The sequence below is a fragment of the Acidaminococcales bacterium genome (assembly GCA_031290885.1).
In the GTDB taxonomy this organism is placed as follows: domain Bacteria; phylum Bacillota; class Negativicutes; order Acidaminococcales; family JAISLQ01; genus JAISLQ01.
The window spans coordinates 78,638-94,325 of sequence record JAISLQ010000006.1 but is presented as its reverse complement, the minus strand read 5'-3'; the positions used below and the strand labels follow the sequence as shown (position 1 = coordinate 94,325).

General features: G+C 55.5%; 13 protein-coding genes and 1 other annotated feature. Of the genes, 4 read left to right on the top strand and 9 right to left on the bottom strand.

Annotated elements, in window-relative coordinates; translation table 11 throughout:
• Positions 1-44: 44 nt before the first annotated feature.
• From LBO03_01085 to LBO03_01070, 4 genes are read right to left on the bottom strand one after another with little or no spacing between them, the layout of a single operon-like run.
• On the bottom strand, positions 45-1,115 hold the full coding sequence (locus tag LBO03_01085) for a spermidine/putrescine ABC transporter substrate-binding protein (GenBank protein ID MDR3348196.1): 1,071 nt from the start codon (positions 1,113-1,115) through the stop codon (positions 45-47).
• A complete protein-coding gene (locus tag LBO03_01080; GenBank protein MDR3348195.1) occupies positions 1,112-1,924 on the bottom strand; it encodes an ABC transporter permease in 813 nt (270 codons plus the stop codon). The genes LBO03_01085 and LBO03_01080 overlap by 4 nt, the downstream gene beginning before the upstream one ends.
• Positions 1,921-2,763, bottom strand: coding sequence for an ABC transporter permease (locus LBO03_01075; GenBank protein MDR3348194.1), 843 nt, complete (start codon positions 2,761-2,763; stop codon positions 1,921-1,923). The genes LBO03_01080 and LBO03_01075 overlap by 4 nt, the downstream gene beginning before the upstream one ends.
• Positions 2,760-3,767 (bottom strand): ABC transporter ATP-binding protein, encoded by a 1,008-nt coding sequence (locus tag LBO03_01070; GenBank protein ID MDR3348193.1) that lies wholly within the window; start codon positions 3,765-3,767, stop codon positions 2,760-2,762. Before LBO03_01070 ends, LBO03_01075 begins: the two co-directional genes overlap by 4 nt.
• 292 nt (positions 3,768-4,059) lie before the next feature.
• Between LBO03_01070 and LBO03_01065 the strand changes: the two genes are divergently transcribed.
• From LBO03_01065 to LBO03_01055, 3 genes are read left to right on the top strand one after another with little or no spacing between them, the layout of a single operon-like run.
• Positions 4,060-4,386, top strand: a complete 327-nt coding sequence (locus tag LBO03_01065) for a cupin domain-containing protein (protein ID MDR3348192.1) — start codon at positions 4,060-4,062, stop codon at positions 4,384-4,386.
• Positions 4,379-5,632, top strand: coding sequence for a DUF1343 domain-containing protein (locus LBO03_01060; protein MDR3348191.1), 1,254 nt, complete (start codon positions 4,379-4,381; stop codon positions 5,630-5,632). The genes LBO03_01065 and LBO03_01060 overlap by 8 nt, the downstream gene beginning before the upstream one ends.
• Complete coding sequence (locus LBO03_01055) at positions 5,610-6,881, top strand: HD domain-containing protein (protein MDR3348190.1); 1,272 nt, start codon at positions 5,610-5,612, stop codon at positions 6,879-6,881. The genes LBO03_01060 and LBO03_01055 overlap by 23 nt, the downstream gene beginning before the upstream one ends.
• A 153-nt stretch (positions 6,882-7,034) precedes the next feature.
• Here the strand turns inward: LBO03_01055 and holA are convergent, their stop codons facing one another.
• From holA to leuS, 4 genes are all read right to left on the bottom strand, one after another.
• Positions 7,035-8,060, bottom strand: coding sequence for a DNA polymerase III subunit delta (holA, locus tag LBO03_01050; GenBank protein ID MDR3348189.1), 1,026 nt, complete (start codon positions 8,058-8,060; stop codon positions 7,035-7,037).
• 177 nt (positions 8,061-8,237) lie between these two features.
• Positions 8,238-10,598: a DNA internalization-related competence protein ComEC/Rec2 gene (locus LBO03_01045; protein MDR3348188.1), complete on the bottom strand. Its 2,361-nt coding sequence runs from the start codon at positions 10,596-10,598 to the stop codon at positions 8,238-8,240.
• A complete protein-coding gene (locus LBO03_01040; protein ID MDR3348187.1) occupies positions 10,595-11,179 on the bottom strand; it encodes a ComEA family DNA-binding protein in 585 nt (194 codons plus the stop codon). The genes LBO03_01045 and LBO03_01040 overlap by 4 nt, the downstream gene beginning before the upstream one ends.
• 123 nt (positions 11,180-11,302) lie before the next feature.
• On the bottom strand, positions 11,303-13,780 hold the full coding sequence (gene leuS, locus LBO03_01035; protein MDR3348186.1) for a leucine--tRNA ligase: 2,478 nt from the start codon (positions 13,778-13,780) through the stop codon (positions 11,303-11,305).
• A gap of 219 nt (positions 13,781-13,999) precedes the next feature.
• Positions 14,000-14,230, bottom strand: a binding site (T-box leader).
• 46 nt (positions 14,231-14,276) lie between these two features.
• On the opposite strand from leuS, the gene LBO03_01030 reads away from it, so the two are divergent.
• A complete protein-coding gene (locus tag LBO03_01030; GenBank protein MDR3348185.1) occupies positions 14,277-14,969 on the top strand; it encodes a metallophosphoesterase in 693 nt (230 codons plus the stop codon).
• A 35-nt stretch (positions 14,970-15,004) separates the two neighbouring features.
• On the opposite strand, the gene LBO03_01025 is transcribed toward LBO03_01030, so the two are convergent.
• Positions 15,005-15,688 (bottom strand): cytochrome c biogenesis protein CcdA, encoded by a 684-nt coding sequence (locus LBO03_01025; GenBank protein MDR3348184.1) that lies wholly within the window; start codon positions 15,686-15,688, stop codon positions 15,005-15,007.

Below are 15,688 nucleotides of genomic sequence, written 5' to 3'. Positions count from 1 at the left end.
GAGGCTTCCCCTGATCGTTTGCCGCAAAGCGGCTTTAATTGGGGTCATCTTATGGTTTTCAGTTCCGTCCAGTATTGATCGTAAAGGGTCAGGGCGCTACCGACGTCGGTCAGCCACTCGCTGTTTTTGATGGCGGCGTTGCTGTCGTTGAAAATTTTGTTTTCCCGGTATTCTTTGCTATGAAATTCATAGGCTTTCTCGTTCGGGTCAATATAGCCGATGGCTTCAAAATTCCTGGCGCTTACCCGGGGTTCGTAAAGATAGTTTATGAATTTTTCCGCCAGTTCTTTGTTTTTGGCGTTTTTGGGTATGGCCAGGGTATCGGCAAAGATGACGCCGTTTTCTTTGGCCGTGACGTATTCGATGTTGGGATTTTCCGCTTGGGTAAAGACGGCGTCGCCTGACCACATGGTACCGATCCAGACTTCTTCGGCGATGAATTTTTGCTTGATGTTGTCCGTATCGTAAGCCAGCACGTTGGGCGCGAGTTTTTTCAGGTCGTTAAAAGCCGCCTCCAGCTGCCGGCGGTCGCGCGTGCTGTTGGAAAACCCGTTTTTCCTGAGCGCCATGCCCAGCACTTCCCGCCCGTCGTTGAGCAAAATGACGCGCCCCTTGTAATCGGGCTTCCAAAGATCGGCCCAGCTTGACGGCGGTTGCTTGACATATTTTTTGTTGTAGGCGATGCCCGTAATCCCCCAAGTATAAATAGCGGTGTATTCGCCGCTGGGATCAAAAGGCGGCTTAGTGAAGCTTAAAGTGATGTTTTTGAGGTTGGGCGTGTTTTTGAAGTTGATTTTATCCAACAGGCCAAGTTTAATCATGGCCGCAACCATATAGTCAGACGGCTGTATGATGTCGTACTGGGCGCCGCCGGCCTGCATTTTGGCCAATAGTTCCTCGTTGTTGGCGAAAACGTCATAGTTGACTTTGCAGTTGTATTGTTTTTCAAATTCGGCGATTATTTCAGGGTCAAAGTAATCGGCCCAGCCAAAAAGGTTAAGCACTTGCGGCCCGGCCGGTTTTTTTGTTGCCGGCGGTTTTTCCGCGCCGCAGCCGGCAAGAAGGAAAATGGCGCCCAAGAGCAAAGACAGCGCGAAAAAAAGTGTTTTTTTCATTTTGTCAGATCGTCCTTTCCTTGTTCGTTTTTATTTTCAGCTCGCTGCCGGATAAATTGGCCGAGCAAGATAAGCGCCACGGTCGCCGCGATCATGATGGTGGACAAAGCGTTGATCTCCGGGCTTACGCCGCGTTTGACCATGGCGTATATGTAAAGGGGCAGGGTGGTCGACTCAGGGCCGGCGACGAAAAAACTGATGACAAAGTCGTCAATCGACAGGGTAAAGGCCATGAGCGCGCCGGCGACTATGCCGGGCATAGCCAGCGGCAAAGTGATGTAGCGGAAGGTTTGCCAAGGCGTCGCGTAAAGATCCTGCGCCGCCTCCTCAAGATCCGCGCGCATCCCTTCCAGCCTTGCGCCAACCGTTATTATGACAAAAGAGATGCAAAATGTTATGTGCGAAATGACCAACGTGTTTTTCCCCAGCGGAATTTTAAGCTGCGAGAACATGACCAGCAAAGACAGCCCCATGACTATTTCGGGGATGAGTATCGGCAGGTACAGGAGATTGTTGATGGCCGCTTTGTGCTTGAACCGGTAACGGCTTAGGCTGATCGCCGCCATCGTCCCTAGTACGGTGGAGACAACGGTGGTTGCGCCGGCGATGATAAGGCTGTTGCGCAAAGCCTCCAGTACGCGGACGTTCTTGAAAAGCGACAGGTACCAGTTCAGGGTAAAACCGGTCCAAGCAGCGTTTATGCGCGACGAATTAAAAGAATAGGCGGCCAAAAGAAAGATCGGCAAATACAAAACGGCAATAACCGCCAGCGCGTAAGCGGCCAAAAGCTTTCCCGCGCGCCGGTTCATAGCAGGCCGCCCCCTTTCCTTATGCCGAGCGCCCTATAATAAAGAAAGATAAGCAGCATTGACAAAAAGGCCAGCAGGATGGAAAGCGCCGAGCCGAAAGGCCAATTGCGCGCGCTCAGGAACTGGTTTTGTATCAGGTTGCCGATAAGCGGCGATTTGGCGCCGCCCATTATGTCCGGTATGACGAACATGCCGAGGGTAGAGATGAAAACAAGTATGGATCCGGCCGCGATGCCGGGCAGGGTAAGGGGCAGGGTTATTTTGAAAAAAGATCTCAGGGGGGACGCGCCAAGGTCGGACGCCGCCTCCAAAAGGCGCTGGTCAAGTTGTTCTATGGATACGTAGGCCGGCAGCACCATGAAGGGGATCATGGCGTAAACAAGCCCAAGCAGCACCGCGCCGTCGTTATACAATAGGGGCAGGGGGCTTTCAATCAGCCCGGCACTTAGGAGCAAGGAGTTGACCACGCCCTGCGAGCGCAGGATAATTACCCAGGCGTAGGAACGGATGAGAAAATTGATCCAGAAAGGGATCATGACCAGCAGCAAGCCGGTTTTCTGCCAGCCGCGCCGGGCGCGGGCGATCGCGTAGGCAAGGGGGTAGCCTAGCAGGAAAGTGATGAAGGTAACGGCAACCGCCGTGCCAAAGGTAGAAAAAAGTATGTTAAGGTAAAGAGGTTCAAAAAAGCGCCGGTAATTTTCAACCGTAAAATAAAACAGCAACTGGCCGTAAGGCGTGCGGCCCAAAAAAGAAATGACGACAACGATCATGAGCGGCACCGCAAAAAACAAGGCAAGCCAGCCGAGCGCCGGCACCGCCATTAATTGGCCGCGCTTCATCGCTGTAGCCTCACTTCGTCCTGGGGGCGCCACCACAGGCCGACCCTTTCTTCTGCCCGCCATTTTCTTTTGTCGTCAAAATATTGGTACGCGGTAACGATTTGGCGGCTGTTGTCTATGAGTATGAATATCTTGTCGATAGTTCCGTAAAAAACCACGTCCACGATTGTGCCGAAATAACGAGGGGCCGGGCAGGGGCCGGCCTCCGGCGGGCAGCAAGGCAAAGCTGCCCCGGCTTCGGCAAGATTTATCTTTTCCGGGCGCATGGCGATCTTGCCGCTTGCGCTTTCAAATATGTTCACTTCGCCGATAAAAGTCGCGACGAAAGTGGACTCCGGCCGGTGATAAAGCGTATCGGGGCTGGAATCTTGCTCCACCGCCCCTTTGTTCATGACTACTATCCGGTCGGACATGGTCAGGGCTTCTTCTTGATCGTGCGTTACGTAAACAAAAGTTATGCCCAGCCCTTTTTGCAGATTTTTCAATTCCAGCTGCAAATTTTTGCGCAGTTGATAATCAAGCGCGCCCAAAGGCTCGTCCAGAAGCAGGACCTTGGGGCTGTTCACCAGCGCGCGCGCGATAGCCACCCGCTGCTGCTGCCCGCCGGACAATTGCTGTGGGCGGCGGGCGCGAAATTCGTCAAGCTGGGTAAGGTACACCACCTGATCGACGAGCTTTTTTTGCTCGGCGGCCGGCACCCTTTTCATGTTGAGCCCGAAACGGATGTTTTCTTCCACCGTCATGTGCGGAAAAAGCGCGTAGTGCTGAAAAATCATGTTGACATTGCGCTTGTAGGGCGGCAGTTTCGTCACGTTCCGGCTGTCGATGTATATTTCGCCCTGCGTGGGCGTTTCCAGCCCGGCAAGCATACGCAGCAAAGTAGTCTTGCCGCAGCCGGACGGGCCGAGCAGGGTAAGGAATTCCCCGTTGTTTATGGTAAGGTCAAGGTGGGGGATGACGACGGTATCGTCAAATTTTTTTTGCAGCCCCCTGATGCTGATCATCGCGTTTTTATCAGGCAATTATCGCCCCTCCGCCTTGCAATGAGTTAAGTAATACTTTATTTACATTCAAACTTAATGCTTACCGCTTTTTATAATATTAAAGCATTTTGCGCGAATATGCAAGGTTTTTTACATAAGGCATTTAATGGCATTTGGCTTTTCGCGATAGTGCCACTCAAAGCAGGAATTTGCCCGCCGCAGCCGAATTATCTTTAAATAGCGGCGTGATGGGCAAAGAAGTTTTTGCTTTCGCGCTCTCCTGGCAAAAGCTGAAAATTGGCGGAGGGACATCTTGCAAAATATTTTTGAATATTCCCGGAAAAATGGCGGCGAGATGGCCGAAGAACTTTTCCGGCTGAAAGAAGGGCGGATAACGAGGATAATATCCACAGGGCAAAAATCCGCCCCGGGTTTTTGGTATGAGGAGGAGGAAGACGAATGGGTGATTGTCCTTGCGGGCAAGGGCGAAATAGAATGGCCGGACGGGCGCAGGAAACTTTTGGAAACGGGAGACTGGCTGCTTCTTCCGGCGCGGGAAAAACACCGCGTGGCTTACACTTCCGCTTGCCCGCCCTGCGTTTGGCTGGCCGTTTATGGAAAGGAAATTGAACATGCGTAAAAATCTGCCGCGTATTTTTCTCATATTGTTTATGCTGGCGGTTTCGCCGCCGGCTTTCGTCGCCGGAGGGAAAGGCCAGCCGCCGCCGGTAAAAACCGGCCTGGAAAGGATCGACGAATTTGCCGGCCTGTTCGCCGGCAAGCGCATAGGGCTTATCACCAACGCGACCGGGGTGGACAAGGACCTGAACGACAGCGCGAAAATTTTGGCCGGCAAAATGAATTTGACGGCGATCTTTTCGCCCGAGCACGGCTATCTTGGGCAGGCGGCGGCCGGCGGCGCAGTCGGTGCTTATTTTGACGGGCGCTTGGGCGTGCCGGTATATAGCCTGTACGGCGCGGTGAAAAAACCCACGGCGCAGATGCTGGAAAATGTCGATATGCTGGTTTTTGACATACAGGACATAGGCGTGCGCAATTATACCTATCTTTCGACTATGGTTTACGCCATGCAGGCCTGCGCCGAAGAAAAAAAACAGTTTGCCGTGCTCGACCGGCCCAATCCCCTTGGCGGCAAAATGGAAGGGCCGGTGCTTAAAGCGGGGTTTGAGTCTTTTGTCGGGCTTTACCCCATACCTTTCCGGCACGGGCTGACGCCGGGGGAAGCGGCGCTTTTTTATAACGGCGAGTTCGCCATAGGCGTCGATCTTTTTGTAGTCCCCCTTTCCGGCTGGACGCGCGAAATGTATTTTGAAGAAACCGGCCTTCCCTGGGTCATGACCTCGCCGAACATACCGACGCTCGACAGCGTGATAGGTTACGCCGCCACCGGCGCTTTTGCCGGACTGGGCGTTACAAACGGAGTGGGGACGACCAGGCCGTTTGAGTTTGTCGGCGCGCCTTGGATAGACCCTTACCGGCTGGCTCGTCTTGGCAACCAGGAGAACCTGCCCGGCGTCATCTTCCGGCCGGTGGCTTTTACGCCCGCTTTCGGCGGTTACGCCGGCAAAACCTGTTATGGCGTCCAATTGCATTTTACGGACAAAAAAAAAGCGGCCGCGGTGGAAACCGGCGTAAGGCTGTTTTACATCCTGCGCCGGATGGCGGGGGTGGACAAAATAGACGCAGGCGGCACTGCCCGGCTGGATAAAAACCTCGGCGAAAATTCGGTTTGGGACAATCTGCCGCTGGAAGAGCTGCTTGTCAGATGGCGCGAAGAATGCGCGGCTTTTTCCGTGAAGGCGCAACCCTATCTTTTGTATGAATGGGGCGGAGGGCGTGGACATGCTGACCAAAGAGCTGATTGAGAAGATTTACGATGCGGCCAATTCCCAACGCTGGAAAGATCACCTGCACCCGCACCAAGGATTTACGGAGTTGGACAAACAGGCGCACAAGATGGTCATCGCCTATGTTCTGGCCAAATATGAGGAACGCCGGAAAAACGCCGTCAACTGGCGCGCCCTGATCGAAGGCGGGCTGTTTGAGTTCTTGCACCGCACGGTCGTTACCGATATAAAGCCGCCTGTCTATTATGAATTAATGCGCGGGAACGGACGGGAGATCGACGGGTGGGTGACCGGCCGGCTTGAACCGGCGCTCCGCAGCTTGGGCGGCGGCTTCTTTGACGCTTTCAAAGCTTATTTCGCCGAGCCAAAATGCCTGGCCCGTGAAAAACGCATACTGAAAGCCGCCCATTACCTTGCCACCAATTGGGAGTTTCGCATCATCTACCGCATGAACAGGGGCGTGGTGATCGGCATTGAAGATACGCGCAGGGAGATTTTATCGCAGATAAAGGACTATGGCGATCTTGCCGGCGTACAGAAACTGTCCGGCAGCGGCAAAATACAAAAGTTCATTGCCCTGGCCGGGCAATTGCGCTTTCAAAAACGCTGGGCGCAGTCGCCGCGCATACCGGAAACTTCCGTCATGGGGCACATGCTGATCGTCGCTATCTTTGGCTATTTTTGCGCCCACGCGCTCGGCGCCTCCGACGAGCGGATCGTAAACGACTATCTGTGCGGCCTCTTCCATGATCTGCCCGAAGTGCTGACGCGCGACATCATCTCGCCGGTCAAACGCTCGGCCACCGAAATTGAGGACAAAATCAAAAAAATTGAAAGCGGGTACATGCGGGAAAAAATATTCCCCCTCTTGCCGGCATCCTGGCACGGCGAATTAAGATATTTCACCGAAAATGAATTTGACACGCGCTACGTCAAAGACGGCGCGCCGCAAAAACTGGAAGGGGAGTTCGTCATACCGCCGGAATATGACCGCGGCGGGCTGAAGCCGGTGGACGGGGTTATATTGAAATGCTGCGACAACCTGGCGGCGCTCATTGAGGCCGTATTGTCCTACAAACACGGCGTTTTTTCCGATCATTTGTACACGGCCGTATGCAACATAACCAAAAGCATTTCCGGCCGGGGCGCGGACGCCGACGCAAAAATAGCCGCCGCCGGCATTGATTTTCACAAACTGATCGCTGAATTTTCCCTGATCGAAGAAATAAAGAAAAACCACCAAGCCCGCTTTCATTGTCTGGAATGACCCGAAACGCCCTGCGAAGGGGGCGCGGCTTGACCGGCGGCCTTGTGCCGTGTTGGAATTTTCTTCATTGCGTGAAAAGGGGAAATTGCGAAAGGTTGGACCAAGCGGCCATCTAATGGGAACTGTCAATGGCTGTTTGCGGCGTTTGGGCGGTCAGCGGCAAAAATCCGCGATGATTTCTTCCAGATGCGCGGCTCCTCGGCCGCCGAAAGGTATCTCCCGCGCCATGGCGGAAATTCCCGCCAGCGCTTTTTTGATTTTGGCTTTGGGCATTTTTTGGCATTGCCCTATGATTTCATCGGCGAAGTACGGCTTTATGCCGGCTTCGGTTATGACGCCCTCCCGCCCGCCGTCTTTTTCCAGAATGCTTTTGACCGCCAGCAGCCGGCGCAATTGCAAAGCGACAAGCCCCAACGTTTTCGGCAAATATACGCCGCGAGCGGTTGTTTCGCGCAGTATGGCAAGCGCTTTGACGGCGTCCCTGTCCGCAAGGGCGCGGATGAGCACAAAGCCGGACAAGCCCGTCAGATCGGAGAAGATGGTTTCCGCGTCCTGCCTGCTCCAACTTTTTCTGTCGCCGGCGTAAAGGGGCATTTTTTCGATTTCCCGCGCCAATTGGGCGAGGGATACTTCCTGCAGCAGGGACAGGCCGTCCGTTATAAAAGAGAGCGCATCGCTTTCCCAGCGGCTGCCGTATTCGGCCGCCGTCCGCGCCAGCCAGTTTTTCAGTTTGCCAAGGTCACCTTTTTTGCTTGGATCAAGGAGCGCACATTCCACAACCTGGCCCACGGCGCTGGCCGCTTTGTAAAATTTTAGCCTGGCGTCGGCCTTTTCGCTTTGAATTACTATCCGGCAGTGTTCAGGTATGGTTTTGAACATCGCCAGGTACGCGCCGGCCTCCGCGTCGGAAACTTGCTTTGCCGTGGACAAAAGCCTGCTTTGCCGCACTTCGATCAGAGAGCGCGCGCTGAAAAAGGAACTGCCGGACAAAAGCAGCGAAAATTTCTGCGCCGCCGGTTCGGACGGCAAGACGGCAATGTCTTTTTCCGCCTCGCCGCCCAGCCATTTTGCCCTGATTTTTTGCCGTATTTTTTCGACATAAAAGTGTTCGCCGCCTATCAGCAGCGTCAGCGGCGGCACAGCGGCGTCAAGGCGCCGCAGGAATTCTTCCGCTTCCATAAAAAGCTCCTTTTGAAGTATATTCAGTTGGGCGAAAGTCCAACTTCTTCCGCCCAAGGACGGGCAGGGACTTGTAACCGGCGGGCATGGCCCGGTTCTGCGGCGAAGGATGAAAATATCCGGCTTGGCGCCGCAAGCATACGCTTTGTATGAGTTCAGGGGACATTCGGTTCAGCATCAGAAATGTTCGGGGTTTTGTTTGTAAGTGTGCCACTTTAAGGCGCCGTTTGTTACCTCGACCAGCACGGCGCCGTTAAAATCGGTGCGCAAGGTGGCGCAGCCCTGCCGGGAGAGCCTCTCGAGCGTTTCGTAAGAAGGGTGCCCGTACCGATTGCCGCCGCCGACGGAAATGACCGACAGTTCCGGATTAAGCGTTCCGATGAACAAAGGGTCGCTGGAGGCGCCGGAACCGTGGTGCGCCACCTTCAGCACGGATATTTGCCCGGCCAGGGGCGCTATTTCCCGTTCGGTTGCGGCCGTTATATCGCCGGTGAACAAAAAATCCCGCCCTTGGTAAGACAGCTTTATTACCGCCGAGGTTTCGGCGGTTTTTTTGCGCGCGGCATAAAGGCTGTCCGGCGCGTATATGACTTTTATTTTGGCATCGTCGATTATTGTTGCCGTGCCTTCAGCCATTACGACTTTTTTGCTGTGCGCGCTGTTTTTGAGCAATCTTTCCACATCGTCCGAAACTTGGCCGGCGGGAAGCCATATTTCCCGCACCGGCAGGCTTTTCGCTACCGCCGCCGCGCCGCCCGCGTGATCGTCATGGCCGTGCGACAAGATAAGAAGCTGCAATTCTTTTAGCCCATAGTATTTAAGGTAGGGCAGCACGACCCGTTCCCCCGCGTCGTAGCCGCCGGAAAACCCGCGCCCGCCCGCGTCGATCAAGATTGCCCGCTTCCGGGGCGTTATGACCAGCGCGGCGTCCCCTTGCCCAACGTCCATAAAGTGTACGGCCAGCCGCCCGCCGGTATCGGAGCGCCAGAGAAAACCTATCAGCACGGCGCAAAGGGCGCCGCCGCATATAATCAGCCGTCCGCGCTTTGTAAAACCGCCCGGCAGCCAGTCAAAGGCGGACAATAGCGCCAGATAGTAACAACTCCAGAGCAAGGGCGGCAGATACGGCACGGACAGCGCCGCGAAAGGGAAAGCGGCGATAAATTCGGCCAGCCGCAGCGCGATCCCCAAAAGCAGCCCGGCCGCTATAAAAACTAAACTGCCGACCGGAGGCAGGATGTAAAGAAAAGGCAGGGCGAAAAAAGCAGCGACCAGGCAGCCTTCCAAAAGGGGCAAAATTAAGATGTTGGCTAAAAAAGCGACTAAAGAAATTTGATAAAAATAGTTGGCGAGAAAAGGCAAAGTTGCGATTTGCGCCGACAAAGTCAGCGCCAGAGCGGCCGCCGGCATTTCCGGCAAAACGTCCAGCTTGGCCTTCAGCGGCGGGTAGATATAGATAATGCCCGCCGCCGCCAAAAAAGACAGTTGCAAACTTATTGAAAAAATCCAGCGCGGTTCATAGATAAGCGAAAGCAGCAGCACAAAGGCCAAAATCGCGCCGCTGTCGGCTTTGCGGCCGAACAGTCGCCCTACGAGGACAGCCGTGCCCATAGCGGCGGAACGTATCACCGGTATGGAGAAGGACGACAAAAGGGCGTAAAACCAAATGGCGGCAATGACGAAAGGGGCGGCTTTTTTGCGGTTCAGCCGGCATCTGCCCAACAACCAGCCGACAAAGCCCGCGATCATAGCGACGTGCGCGCCGGAAACGGACAATATATGGATGAGGCCGGTGGTGGAAAAATCCTGGATAATCTCTCCGTCTATTCCTTCCTGCCCGCCAAAGAGCATCCCAAAGATGATCGCCCTGTCCGAAGGCGGCAGTATTTTGCCCGCCGCGTCTTTCAGTCCGCCGAGCCAGCCCTCTGCCCTGGCGGCCAGGCTGGTTTCGTTTTCGGCCACCGCTATGTCTTCGTAGTCTGCGGATACGCGCCCGTAAACGTCCCGCCGCCGTTCGTAGGCGACCGTATCGATGCCGCCCGGGTTGGCAAACCCCGAAAGCGGCCTTATTTCCCCGCCGATGCTGACAATGTCGCCGGCTTTCAGCCTTGCCCCTTCCGGCACGCGGCGCAAGGTTATGCGCAAATTGCCGCTTTGGGCGCCGGTTGCCCCTTGCGCGTGAAAAGACGCGCTTTGGAGCAGGAAGGCGGCGTAGCCAGCCCTGCCCGCCCGCCAGGTGCCCGGGACTACGCTGCCGGTGATCACGCCGGTACGCCCGGCAAGATAAAAAACACTGTCTGGAGCGGGCGCATTGGCGTTCGTTCCGATTAAAAGGCCAGAAGCAAAAAAGAAAAGCATAGACCCGCCATAGCACAAAAAACGCGCCGCCGCATTCTTAAACAAGCCGCTAAGTGCCATGGCCGCGCCACAGGCCGAAAGGCCGAAAGCAAAATATGAAGGTACGGCAAAGGCCTGGGCAAGATAAACCGCCAGCGCAAAAAGCGCCCCGCCGACGAAAAATAATTTTTTCGGGTTCATATTTTTAACCTGTTCCTGAACAGGGAGAATTTAGCTTCGCCGATCCCGTCAACGTCTTTAAGTTGCCCGGTAGTTTTAAAAGGTCCGTACCGCGCACGGTAAGCCACGATCCTTTTGGCCAGTTCCGGCCCTATTCCGGGCAGGCGCGAGAATTCGTCCTCGCCGGCGCTGTTTATGTCGATCGTTTCGCCCGGCGGCGGGACATCCGTACGCGCGCGCCGCGGCCTTTTCTCCGGCGGTTCGGCTTTTTTGTACGGAACCAATATGTTCATGCCGTCGGAGCAGCGCCGGGCGAGGTTGACTTTGTCCCGATCCGCCTGTGGCAGAAAGCCGCCCGCTTTGCTTATCGCATCCGCCGCCCTGCTGCCGGGCGAAAGATCGTACAGGCCGGGCGAGGCTACCGCGCCGGCCACGCTTACGGTGATCTGCTGCTTTTTCAGCGCCTCATAGACGGTCGGGGGAGTTTCCGGCGGCGAGCCGGCCACGCTTAGGCGGCGTTCCTGCCGCCAGACGCCGGCGCCGGTAAAGAGGGCGAGCAAAAGCATGATGGCCGCCAATTTGTATTTTTCCTCTTTTTCCATGGCAATTCCTTTAGGAGATGCTGACACAGCAAAGCGCAAAATTAGCCGTAAAGAGGCCGCAACGGATTTTGCAAACACGCCCTAACCTTAGAACAATATTGCGCGGCGTCCTTAGAGGCCCCGTTATTTCACGACTACGTTGACAAGTTTGTCGGGCACGCAAATCACTTTGGCAACCCGCGCCCCGCCGAGCGAATCTTTTATCTTGGGCAGGGAAAGGGCGAGCCGCTCCGACTCTTCGGCCGACAGTCCGGCAGGGACGGTCATTTTATCGCGGATCTTGCCGTTTAATTGTACGACGATCTCAACTTTTTCGGCTTTGGTCGCCGCAAGGTCATAGGCAGGCCATTGCCGGGCGTGGACGCTGCCCCCATAGCCGCCGAGCGCCCATAACTCTTCTGTTATATGCGGCACGAACGGCGCGAGCAAGCGCAAAAGTACACTTATGATTTCGCCGGTCAGGGCGGCGTTCAATTTTTCGGTTTTTTCTTTGTAAATATAAAGGGCGTTGACCAATTCCATTACCGCGCTTATCGCCGTATTAAAATTAAAACGCTGCGCTATGTCGTCCGTAACCCGTTTAATAGTAACATTGAGCAAGCGGCGCATTTCTTTTTCGTCTTTTGACAGTTCGCCTTTTGCGTACCCGCCGTCCGCCGCAAGCGGCGCGAGCTGCCGCACTATGCGCCAGAGGCGGCCGAGGAAGCGGAAAGACCCTTCCACGCCCTGATCGCTCCAGTCAAGGTCGCGTTCAGGCGGGGCGGCGAACAAGATGAAGAGCCTGGCGGTGTCCGCGCCGTATTTGGCGATTATTTCTTCCGGCGAAACAATGTTGCCTTTGGATTTGGACATTTTAGCGCCGTCTTTTATCACCATGCCTTGGGTCAAGAGGTTACGAAAGGGCTCGGCGGCTTCAATCATGCCCGCGTCCCGCAATACCTTGGTAAAAAAGCGCGAATACAGAAGATGCAGTATGGCGTGTTCTATGCCGCCGATATAAATGTCGGCCGGCAGCCAGTAATTGACCTTGTCCGCCGCAAAAGGCGCTCTGGCGTTATTGGGGTCGGTATAACGCAGGTAATACCAAGACGAGCAGATGAAGGTATCCATAGTGTCTGTTTCGCGCCGCGCCTTAGCGCCGCAGCGCGGACAGGCGCACGTTACGAAATCGGGAGCCGTTTCCAGCGGTGATTTTTTAAAATCGCTGAAATCCACTTCCTTCGGCAATTTTACCGGCAGATCCTCCTTCGGCACAGGCACTGCGCCGCACTTGTCGCAATAAACCATCGGTATGGGCGCGCCCCAATAACGCTGCCGGCTGATCAGCCAGTCGCGCAGACGGTAATTCACGCGGCATAGGCCGATGGAGTGCGCGATCATATAGTCGGCCACCGCTTTTTTGCCTTTCTCGCTGTCCAACCCGTCAAATTCGCCGGAATTCACCATAACGCCCGGCCCCTCATATGCCCCGTCCATTTGGCTTGTTTCCAGCGCTTTGCCTTCGGGCCGGATCACGATGATTTTAGGCAGGCCGTATTTATTGGCAAACTGCCAGTCGCGCTCGTCATGCGCCGGCACGCCCATGACGGCGCCGGTGCCGTATTCATAAAGCACATAATTGGCGATCCAGATAGGTATTTCGCCGCCGGTCATGGGATTTACCGCGTAAGCGCCGGTAAACACGCCTTCTTTTTCAAATTCGGCCGACGTGCGCTGCAATTCGCTTTGGGCGCGCACGCGCTCGGAAAACGCAAGCACGGCATCCGCCCCCGCGTAGCCGGCGACAAGCTTGGCGAGCAAGGGATGTTCCGGCGCCAGCACCATATAGGTAACGCCAAAGACAGTATCCTGCCTGGTCGTATAAACAGGTATCTTGTCTGCTATGGACGGCACGGCAAAGGAAAACTCCATCCCTTCGCTGCGCCCTATCCAGTTCTGCTGCATCACCTTTACCCGTTCCGGCCAGCCCTTTAGTTTTTCGATATCGGCCAGCAGAAGGTCCGCGTAGTCGGTAATGCGCAGGAACCATTGTTCGAGGCTTTTCCGCGATGCGGCACAGTCGCAGCGCCAGCACTTGCCGTCAATGACCTGTTCGTTGGCCAGCACGGTGTTGCAATGCTCGCACCAATTGACGACGGCTTTCTTCTTGTAAGCCAGCCCCCTTTCGTAAAAAAGCAAAAACAGCCATTGCGTCCAGCGATAGTAATCTTCGTCGCAGGTGGTTACCTCGCGCTCCCAGTCATAGGAAAACCCCAGCCGTTTTTGCAGGGCGCGCATGTTCTCTATATTGGAATAAGTCCAGCGGGCGGGAGGTATGTTGTTGGCAATGGCGGCGTTTTCCGCCGGCATGCCGAAAGCGTCCCAGCCCATGGGGTGAAGGACGTTGAACCCATTCATTCTTTTAAAGCGCGCGATCACGTCGCCAATGGCGTAGTTGCGCACATGGCCCATGTGCAGCTTGCCGGAGGGGTAAGGGAACATCTCCAGCACATAATATTTTGGGCCGCCGGCGCCGCCTGTTGCGAAAGCCGCCTCCCGCGCCCACGCCGCCTGCCATTTCTCTTCAATTTCGTGCGGAGAATATCTTTGGTTAAATTGCATTTTCCTGCCTCCCAAAATTAATGGCGCCCCCCTGATACTGCCTATTGTTTAAAGCATAAGGATCTTTGCGGCTGATTCGCCGCGCCGCTTTGCGCAAAATCCTTGCCGGGCTTTGCGGCTCGCCTGCGTTTCGCGCCTTGCCGGGCGGCGAATTGGCCCTTAAAATCTTGTCCGTGTCCTATCTCGGCGGCAGTATAACAAAAAATCCCCGGCCCATAGGCCAGGGACGACGCATCGCGGTACCACCCTGCTTGACGGACGAGAGCGCAACCGTCCGCCCACTTTAACCGTTAACGCCGGGCGCGCGGCGGCCGCTCAAATATTTCACGGCCGCTTCTTGGCAGCGAGTTCGATTTTTCAAGTTTGGCTTGCATCGGCCGCCAAATTTCTGTAACATGATAGAGAGGGGATACGGCTCCCAAATCTACTACTCTGCTTCATCGAATTTACGAAACCATTATAAACGAGCGGACAAGAAAAGTCAATTGAGGCAGACATGAGCATTTACGCCATCGGCGACCTGCATCTTTCCGGCCGGCCGCCGGCCAAGCCTATGTCGGTCTTTGCGCCGGAATGGGAGAACCACTGGGAAAAAATACAAAAATCATGGCTGGCCGCCGTAAGGAAAGAAGACCTTGTAATCATCTGCGGCGACATTTCTTGGGCCATGCGCTTTCCTGACGCATTGGGCGATCTGAAGGAAATCGCTGCCATGCCGGGCGGCAAAGTATTAATCCGCGGCAATCACGATTTCTGGTGGACCGGCTTGGCGAAAATGAATGCGGCGATAGGCGGAGGCTGTTTTTTCCTGCACAATAATTTTTACGCCGCAGGCGGGCTCGCCGTTTGCGGCAGCCGCGGCTGGCTGACGCCGAACGCGCCGGATTTTACGGAAAAAGACGACGCCATTTACCGCCGGGAACTGATCCGCGCGGAAAGCTCCCTGCTGTCCGCCAAACGCGCCGGTTATGAAAAACCGCTCCTCGCCCTGCATTATCCGCCGCTTTATGTTGACGGCAAGCCAACGGGGTTCAGCGCTCTTTGCGAAAAATATCAGGCAAGGATCTGCGTTTACGGCCACCTGCACGGAGAAAGCGGCGTTTTGGGCTATCAGGGCGAAAAAGACGGGACAATCTACAGCTTGGTCGCGGCCGACGCTTTAGGCTTTCAGTTAAAGCTCACGCTTTAGGGCGTGTTGGCATGGCCTGTCCGAACCGCAAAGGGTCAAAGATAAAACCAAACTATTATTTGCGACAGTTTGTTTGTGTATAAAAGCGCGCCTATTGCGATTAAGGACAGTCCGGCCAGTTTCTGCCCCGCCCCCAGCCAGGGCGACGCCAGGCGGCGCAGCCTGTGGGCGAAGCTGTCGGTGGCCAGCGCGGTCAGCAAAAGCGGCAGGCTAAAGCCGGCGGAATAAGCGGCCAGTAAAAAAGCGCCGTAACGAACGCTTTCTTGCGTGCCGGCATAAATGAGTATAGCGCCAAGCACGGGGCCCGTGCATGGCATCCAGCCGAATACGAAAGCCATGCCGAGAATGAACGCGCCGCCGTTTTGGCCGGCGGCGTCAAGCAGCGGCCGCCGCTCCCGCAGCAAAAAGCCGGGCGAGACGATCCCCAACTGGAAAAGTCCCATGCCGATCATAAAAAGAGCGCCGGCCTTGCGCAAAGCGTTCCGGTATTCCGCCAGGAACGCGCCCAGGGCGGACGCGCTCAACCCCAGCAAGATGAATATCAAGGTAAAGCCGGCCACAAAAGAAAGCGCGCCGGCGAAAACCGCCAAGCGACCGCGGCCGGCCCCGCCCGGCGCGATCGCCGAAAGATAAAGCGGCATGAGCGGGAACACGCACGGCGAAAAAAAGGAAAGAAGTCCCGCGGCGGCCGCCGCACCAAAGGTTATATCGTGCGGCAT